Source organism: Micromonospora deserti (assembly GCF_003236335.1).
Lineage (GTDB): Bacteria > Actinomycetota > Actinomycetes > Mycobacteriales > Micromonosporaceae > Micromonospora > Micromonospora deserti.
Window position 1 is genome coordinate 1 of the sequence record NZ_POUB01000277.1, and the last position, 7,906, is coordinate 7,906.

Consider the following 7,906-nt stretch of genomic DNA (forward strand, 5'->3'; position numbering starts at 1 on the left):
CGACCGCCCCGACCGCCCGTCGCGCGGCGGGAGCCACCCGCCGCAGCCGCCCCTGCCGTCGGGGTCGACGCTAGTCGGTGCCGGCGGCGGGCGGGCGGCGGTGCACGACGACGCAGGCCAACCCCGGCCCGGCATGCGCGGCGACCACCGCGCCGGCCTCCGAGACGTACGCCTGGTGCAGCCGGCCGCCCAGCCGGTCGGTCAGCGCGGCGAGCAGCGCCTCGGCCCGCTGCGGCGCGGCGAGGTGGTGCACCGCCAGATCCACATCGGCGTCACCGGCGGCCTCCACGGCCAGGTCGACCAGCCGGGCCACCCCGCGGCTGGCGGTACGCACCTTGTCCCTGAGCACGATCGCGCCGTCCGGCATGTGCATGATCGGCTTGACCGACAGGGCGGTGCCGAGCAGCGCCTCGGCCGCGTTGATCCGGCCGCCCCGACGAAGGAACTCCAGCGTGTCGACGTAGAACCAGATGGTGGTCCGCGCCACCGCGTCCCGCGCGGCGTCGCGTACCCCGGCGATGTCGGCGCCCCCGGCGGCGGCCGCGGCGGCCGCGAGCGTCGGGAAGCCGACGCCCATCCCGCAGGAGCGGCTGTCCACCACCGCGACCCGATCGCCGAAACCGGCGGCGGCCAGCCGGGCCGCCTCCACGGTGCCGGAAAGTTCGGCGGACAGGTGCACCGAGACGACCCCGCTGGCGCCGGCGTCCAACAGCTCCCGGTAGGTGCGCACGAACTGCTCGGGCGCGGGCCGGGAGGTGCTCACCGTGACCCGCCGGCCGCCCAGGGCGCGGGTGGCGTCGGCGGGAAGGGTCTCCACCCCCTCCAGCCCTTCCGCGCCGTTGAGCACCACGGTCAGCGGCACCACCGTCAGCCGGTGGGCGTGCAGCAGCTCGGGGGGAAGATAGGCGGTGGAGTCGGTGACGACCGCGACGGGCATGCCCGGCACGCTAGCCGATCCCCGCCGGGCACGCGGGGGCGGCGTGGTCAGACCGCGTCGGCGGGCGTGGGGGCGACGATCAGGCCGACGTTGTGGGCCCGCAGGTGCCAGCCCCGGACGTCATCGTGCCGCAGCTCGGTCCAGTGGCAGTTCTGCAGGGAGCCGACGGTGCGCAGCACCGCGTGGTCCCAGCCGAGCAACTGGCCGCAGCCCTGCCGGGCCCCGCCACCGTGCATGGCCACCACCACGGTGCCGCCCGGCACCGCGTCGGCCGCTTCCTGCAGGGCGGCGCCGACCCGCTTGCCGAGGTCGTCAAGGCTCTCGATGCCGGCGCCCGGGTCGGGGTCGCCGGCCCGCCAGCGGGCGTACTCGGCGGGGAAGCGTTCGGCCGCCTCGGTCAGGGCGAGGCCCTGCCAGTGCCCGAAGTACCGTTCCCGCAGCCGTGCGTCGGCGCGCACCGGCAGCCCGGTCAGCGCGGCCAGCGCGGCGGCGGTGTCCGCCGCGCGGCGCAGGTCACTGGCGATGATGGCGTCCGGTCGCAGGGCGGCGAGCAGCGGGGCAGCGGCGCGGGCCTGCTCCCGGCCGAGGTCGTTGAGGGGTACGTCGGTCTGCCCCTGAACCCGGCCGGCGGCGTTCCAGTCGGTGTTGCCGTGCCGCCAGATGATCAGCCGGGTCATTCGGCGGCGGAGCCGGCGGCGGACTCGGCGTCGACGAGGTCCCGGTCGACGAACGGGATCGTCGGGCAGTCCTTCCAGAGCCGGTCGAGGGCGTAGAACTCGCGCTCCTCGGTGTGCTGGACGTGCACCACGATGTCGACGTAGTCGAGTAGCACCCATCGGCCGCCGCGCTCGCCCTCGCGCCGGACCGGCTTGGCCTTCTCGGGCAGCTGGAGCAGCCGCTCCTCGATGGCGTCGACGATGGCGAGCACCTGGCGCTCGTTGGGGGCCGCGGCGAGCAGGAACGCGTCGGTGATGGCGAGTTGGTCGCCCACGTCGATGATGACGATGTCCTGCGCCTTCTTGTCGGCGGCGGCCTGGGCGGCGGCGATCGCCAGCTCGTGAGCGCGTTCGGAAACTGTCACCGTTCTCCTTCGATCAACCGTGCGGTCCCCCAAGCGTCTCACACGCGGTGGCGTCCCGACTTGTCAGTTGTGGCGCGTTACCGCCGCCAACCGGCCGAAACCAGGTGGAATCACTGCTGGTAGAGGCGCCGCTTGGCGATGTACTGCACCACACCGTCGGGCACCAGGTACCAGACCGGCTCACCCCGGGCAACCCGGTCGCGGCAGTCGGTCGACGAGATCGCCATCGCCGGGACCTGCACCAGGCTGACCGTGTCGGCGGGCAGGTGCGCGTCGGTGAGCTCGAACCCGGGCCGGGTCACCCCGATGAAGTGGGCCAGCTCGAAGATCTCGTCCAGGTCCTTCCAGGAGAGGATCTTCTCCAGCGCGTCCGCGCCGGTGATGAAGTACAGCTGCACCTTCGGGCCGTACTCGGCGTGCAGGTCGCGCAGGGTGTCGACGGTGTACGTCGGCCCACCCCGGTCGATGTCGACCCGGCTGACCTGGAAGCGGGGGTTGGAGGCGGTGGCGATCACCGTCATCAGGTAGCGGTCCTCGGCGGGGCTGACCGGCTCGTCCGCCTTCTGCCACGGCTGGCCGGTGGGGACGAAGACCACCTCGTCCAGCCCGAACCGGTCCGCCACCTCGCTGGCCGCGACGAGGTGCCCGTGGTGGATCGGATCGAAGGTGCCGCCCATGATGCCGATCCGCCGGATGTCTTCCTCCACCCCGTGATCGTAGGCCGGCCGCTGCCGCGGGCACCTGCGGCGGTGCCGTGGTCCTCACCACGCGGCGGACGCCTCCCGAGCCCGCCCGGCTGCTGAAGAGGCGGTGGCGCCGCCACCCCTCGCCACCGTATACTCGCTGGCAAGTAATCGTCAGCGAGCACAGGAGGGCGGCATGCCGAAGCAGCGCAAGGTCGGCAATCTGCTGGCCCTCGCCGTGCTCTCCGCTCTCACCCAGCGGCCCATGCACCCGTACGAGATCGCCACCACCCTCCGGTCCTGGGGGAAGGACCAGGACATGGAGATCAAGTGGGGGTCCTTCTACACGGTCATCCGCAACATGGAGCGGCACGGGCTGATCGCGGCCGTCGAGAGCGTCCGCGCGGGACGGCGCCCCGAGCGCACCGTCTACCGGATCACCGAGGCGGGCCGGGCCGAGCTGGTCGACTGGGCGCGGGAGCTGGTGACGACCCCGCAGCCGGAGCATCCCCGCTTCCGTGCCGGCCTGTCCGTGCTCGCCGTCCTGCACCCCGACGAGGCGGCGGCGCTCCTGCGGCAACGCCTTGAGCTGCTCGAGGAGGGCATCCGGGCCGGGCGGGACGCACTCGCGGAGCACCTGCGGCAGATACCGCGGCTGTTCCTGGTCGAGTCGGAGTACGACCTGGCCATCCGGGAGGCCGAGGCGGCCTGGGTCCGCTCCCTGCTGGCCGAACTCACCGCGGGCACCTACCCCGGGCTCGACCAGTGGCGGGCCTTCCATGAGACCGGCGAGCTGCCGCCGGAGCTGACCGATCTCGGCGAAGGGGGCAGCGCCACGCAGTGACGGACGGCCCCGGCGCGGTGCGCCAACACCGCACCGGGGCCCTTACCTCGGTACCGCACCTGGGAAGGTGCTCCGGCCCGAAGCGGCAACCACGAGGATAGCCGGGCTCCCTCCCAGGCGGTGCCACGCACGAGCACCGACGACCAGGGAGAAGACCATGACCACAGTGAGGACGGCCATCGTCATCGGGGGCGGCATCGCCGGCCCGGTGACCGCGTTGGCGCTGCGCCGCGCGGGCATCGCCGCCACCGTCTACGAGGCGTACCCGAGCACCGCCGACGGCGTTGGCGGCACCCTCGCGCTCGCCCCCAACGGCGTCGCCGTGCTGCGCGCCGTCGGCGCGGACAGCGCCGTGACCGCGATCGCCACCCCCATCCACCGCACGGCGATGGCCGTCGGCCGCAAGCGCCTCGACCTGCCGGGCCTGGCCGACGTACCGCCGTTGCAGGTGGTGCACCGCGCCGACCTCCACCGCGCGCTGCACGACCGGGCCGTCGCCGCGGGCGTGGTGATCGAGCACGACAAGCGCCTGGTCGACACGCAAGAGACGGCGACCGGCATCACCGCGCGGTTCGCCGACGGCAGCACCGCCACAGCCGACGTCCTGGTCGGCGCCGACGGGATCCGCTCGACGGTCCGGACCCTGATCGACCCGGACGCGCCCGGCCCGCGCTACACCGGGCTGCTCGGCTTCGAGGCGGTGGCCCGGCACGAGGTGGACGCCGAACCCGGCACCATGACCTTCGCCTTCGGCCGGCGCGGCTACTACCTCTATTGGCCGGAGCCGGGCGGCGGCACCCGGTGGGGCGTCAACCTGCCGCAGCAGCGGCCGATGACCCTGCCCGAGGCCCGTGCGGTGCCCGCGGCCGAGTGGCTGCGGGCGCTGCGCGCCGCCTACGGCGACGACGACCCGGGCCGGCAGCTCATGCTGACCAGCAGCGCCGACGACCTCCAGGTGGTGGGCTCGCTGCTGATCATGCCGCCGGTGCCGCGCTGGCATCGCGGCCGGATGGTGCTGGTCGGCGACTCGGCGCACGCGCCGTCGAACAGTTCCGGCCAGGGCGCGTCGCTCGCGATCGAGAGCGCGGTGCAGCTCGCCCGCTGCCTGCGGGACCTGCCCGACGTCGCCTCGGCGTTCACCGCGTACGAGCGGCTGCGGCGCGACCGGGTGGAGAAGGTCGCCGCCCGAGCGGCACGGATCAACCGGGCAAAGGCGCCGGGCGCGGTGGCCCGGGCGCTCATGCCACTGCTGATGCCGCTGCTGATGAAGACCGCGATGGACCCGGAGAAGACGATGGGCCACGAGCAGCGCTACGTCATCGACTGGGACGCCCCGGTCACCTCGGATCCGGCCGCGCGCTGACCTCGCCCCGGGGTGCGCCCCCGCCCGCGGGTGCGCACCCCGTCGCCGCCGACGCCGGGCGGCCGGTGGGTCCGGCTCGCCGTGCTGGCACCGGCCGGGCCGGCGCCGCGCCGCCGGCCACGCGCGGGTCAGACGGGGCGGTCAGGCCGCGGCGGCGGCGACCGCCGTACGGGCCAGCAGGGCCCGGCGCAGGTCGTCGTCGGCGTCGGTCACCACCCGGCGCAGGCCCGGGGTGAGGTCGTCGCGGGCCAGCAGCGCCGCGGCCGCCTCCCGGGTGGCCTGTGCCACGGCGTAGCGGGGGAAGGCCAGGCTCGCCACCCGGTCGGCCGTCCAGGGCGTACGCAGCCGCGCGGCGGCCGGCATGTCGGCGAAGTACCGCTCGACGTACCCGGCCGTCAGCTCGGCCTGCTCGGGCTGCCAGAACCCCTCAGCGGTCGCCTCGACGAGGCGGTTGGACAGCTCGGTGTTCGATACGATGATCTCCCACGCGGCCCGCTTCGCGGCCGGTTCCGGCAGCGCCGCCCGGCAGCGGGCGGCCCGTTCCGCGCCCGTGGCGCTCGCGTCGGCGGCCGCCTCGGCGGCGATCTCCGGCCCGCCCGCCGCGCCGAGCACCACCAGCCGGCGCAGCACCGCCCACCGCAGCTCGGCGTCGACAGCCAGCCCCGGTGGCACACTGCGGCCGGCGAGCCAGCCGGTGAGCAGCTCGGCGTCGGTGGTGGCGGCGATCCAGCCGCGGGCCGCCGCCAGCTGCAACGACTCTCCGGGCGGGGCGCCGTCGAGCAGCTGCCGGCAGGCGTCGGCGACGTCGACCAGGGCCGCCGCCCGGGCCGCCGGGTCGAGGTAGCGGTCGACCAGCGAGCGGGTGAGGGTGAGCACGTCCTCGGCGATGATCACCTCGGTCTCGGCCGGCAGCGCCGCGGCGACCAGCCCGACCAGCCCGCTGACCGGCCGCTCCCCGTCGGTGGCGGCGTCCAGTGCCTCGCCCCAGAGCAGCGCCCGCGCGAGGGGGTCGGCCAGGCCGGGCAGCACCAGCGGTACGGCGTCGGCCGAAGCGGGATCGAGGCGTACCTTGGCGAACGTCAGGTCGCCGTCGTTGGGCAGCAGCAGCCGGGCGGCCGGCGCACCGGTCAGCCCGGCGAGCACCGTACGGCCCCCGTCGACGTCCGGTTCGAGATCGACCTCGACGCGGTCGACCGCGCCGCCGGCGGAGTACCGGCCCACGCCGATCCGGTGCGGGCGCAGCACCGGGTGCGTGTCGGGCGCGGTCTGCACCACCGCCACCTCGACGTAGCGGCCGTCCACGTCGACGGACACCTCGGCGCGCAGCGTGTTGACCTGGGCCGCGCGCAGCCAGCGTTCGGCCCAGCCGGTCAGGTCTCGCCCGCTGGCCAACGCGAGGCTGCCGAGCAGGTCGGCCAGCGTCGCGTTGCCGAAGCGGTGAGCGACGAAGTGCGCGTTCAACCCGGCCAGGAAGGCGTCGTCACCGAGCCAGGCCACCAGCTGCCGCAGCACGCTGGCCCCCTTGGCGTACGAGATGCCGTCGAAGTTGAGCAGCCCCTGCGCGGCGTCGATCACCTCCTCGGGCGCCACCGGATGGGTGGAGGGGCGCTGGTCGGCGGCGTAGCCCCAGGCCTTGCGGCGCAACGCGAAGGTCGTCCAGGCCCGGTCGAACCGGGTCGCCTCGGCGGTCACCCGGGTGCCCAGGTACTCCGCGAAGGACTCGTTCAGCCAGAGGTCGTCCCACCAGCGCATGGTGACCAGGTCGCCGAACCACATGTGCGCCATCTCGTGGGCGATGGTGGTGGCCCGCAGCTCCCGCTGGGTGTCGGTGACCGCCGAGCGGAACACGTAGTCGTCGCGGAGGGTGACCAGGCCCGGGTTCTCCATCGCGCCCGCGTTGAACTCCGGCACGAACGCCTGGTCGTACTTGCCGAACGGGTAGCGCTCCGCGAAGAGCTGGTGGAACCGGTCCAGGCACTGCCGGGTCACCGTGAAGATCTCGTCGATGTCGGCGTCCAGGTGCGCGGCGAGGGAACGGCGGCAGTAGACGCCAAGCGGGATGCCGTCGTGCGAGTCCCGCCGGACGTGCCAGGGCCCGGCGATCAACGAGACGAAGTACGTGGCCAGCGGCTTCGTCGGGGCGAACTCCCACCGGCCGGGCCGGGGGTTGGCGGCGAGCTCGCCGTTGGCCGCGACCGTCCAGTGCTGCGGGGCGGTCACGGCCAGGGTGACCGGCGCCTTCAGGTCAGGCTGGTCGAAGGCGGCGAAGATGCGCTGCACGTCGTCGAGGAACGACATCGCGTACAGGTAGGTCTCCCCGTCGGCCGGGTCGACGAAGCGGTGTATCCCCTCCCCCGTGTTCGAGTACGCCATCTCCGCGGTGACGGTGAGCGTGTTGGCTTCGGCCAGCCCGGTCAGGGGCAGCCGGTTGTCCGTCAGCGTGCCGGGGTCGACGTCCCGGTCGTTGAGGCGTACCGCCAGCAGTTTCGCGGGTTTGACCTCGACGAAGGTCGCGGCGCCGGTGCTCGCCCGGAACCGGATCGTGACGTGGGAGCGGAAGTGCTCGCCGTCGCCGGTCAGGTCGATGTCCACCTGGTAGGACTCGACGGTAATCACCGCGCCACGCGCGGCCGCCTCTACACGGGTCAGGCTCGGCATCCGCTTATCCTGCCCGATGGGGAACCGGGAACGTCCCCCCTGACCCGTGGCACTGGAGGACTGACAGCATGACTTCGCACCCCAAGGGCGACTTCGACCTCTCCCGCGCGGTCTGGCAGCGGGCCGACGGCGACACCTCCGAGAGCGCCGTCGAGGTCGCCTTCGTCGACGACCTCATCGGCATGCGCAACTCCGCCGAGCCGGACGGGCCGGTGCTGGTCTTCACCCAGGCCGAGTGGGACGCCTTCGTGGCCGGCGCCCAGGACGGCGAATTCGACCTGGACTGAACCGCCGCCAGGACGACCGCGCCGGCACGGCCCGTACCCACTCACCGCCCGCC

Annotated in this window: 8 protein-coding genes; 3 read left to right on the forward strand and 5 right to left on the reverse strand. The window is 74.0% G+C overall.

The genetic code is table 11. The features are described from left to right. Positions 1-70 precede the first annotated feature (70 nt). From C1I99_RS26690 to nadD, 4 genes are all read right to left on the reverse strand, one after another. Positions 71-937 carry a DegV family protein gene (locus C1I99_RS26690; RefSeq protein WP_111136973.1) on the reverse strand — a complete coding sequence of 289 codons (867 nt, stop codon included), beginning with the start codon at positions 935-937 and terminating at the stop codon, positions 71-73. A 47-nt stretch (positions 938-984) separates the two neighbouring features. Continuing rightward, entirely contained in the window at positions 985-1,614 is a 630-nt protein-coding gene (locus C1I99_RS26695) for a histidine phosphatase family protein (protein WP_111136974.1), read from the reverse strand. Then, complete coding sequence (rsfS, locus tag C1I99_RS26700; RefSeq protein ID WP_111136976.1) at positions 1,611-2,018, reverse strand: ribosome silencing factor; 408 nt, start codon at positions 2,016-2,018, stop codon at positions 1,611-1,613. The genes C1I99_RS26695 and rsfS overlap by 4 nt, the downstream gene beginning before the upstream one ends. Positions 2,019-2,128: 110 nt before the next feature. Further along, positions 2,129-2,725: a nicotinate-nucleotide adenylyltransferase gene (gene nadD / locus C1I99_RS26705; RefSeq protein ID WP_111136978.1), complete on the reverse strand. Its 597-nt coding sequence runs from the start codon at positions 2,723-2,725 to the stop codon at positions 2,129-2,131. A 172-nt stretch (positions 2,726-2,897) separates the two neighbouring features. Here nadD and C1I99_RS26710 point away from each other — a divergent pair, with 172 nt between their 5' ends. Together C1I99_RS26710 and C1I99_RS26715 are read left to right on the forward strand one after the other, a co-directional pair. Then, positions 2,898-3,545, forward strand: a complete 648-nt coding sequence (locus C1I99_RS26710; RefSeq protein ID WP_111136980.1) for a PadR family transcriptional regulator — start codon at positions 2,898-2,900, stop codon at positions 3,543-3,545. A gap of 157 nt (positions 3,546-3,702) precedes the next feature. After that, positions 3,703-4,908 (forward strand): FAD-dependent oxidoreductase, encoded by a 1,206-nt coding sequence (locus tag C1I99_RS26715; RefSeq protein ID WP_111136982.1) that lies wholly within the window; start codon positions 3,703-3,705, stop codon positions 4,906-4,908. Positions 4,909-5,049: 141 nt separating this feature from the next. Here C1I99_RS26715 and pepN read toward each other — a convergent pair whose 3' ends face one another. Further along, positions 5,050-7,566: an aminopeptidase N gene (gene pepN, locus C1I99_RS26720; RefSeq protein ID WP_111136984.1), complete on the reverse strand. Its 2,517-nt coding sequence runs from the start codon at positions 7,564-7,566 to the stop codon at positions 5,050-5,052. A 68-nt stretch (positions 7,567-7,634) separates the two neighbouring features. On the opposite strand from pepN, the gene C1I99_RS26725 reads away from it, so the two are divergent. Then, complete coding sequence (locus C1I99_RS26725) at positions 7,635-7,853, forward strand: DUF397 domain-containing protein (RefSeq protein ID WP_111136985.1); 219 nt, start codon at positions 7,635-7,637, stop codon at positions 7,851-7,853. The last annotated feature ends 53 nt before the right edge of the window (positions 7,854-7,906 follow it).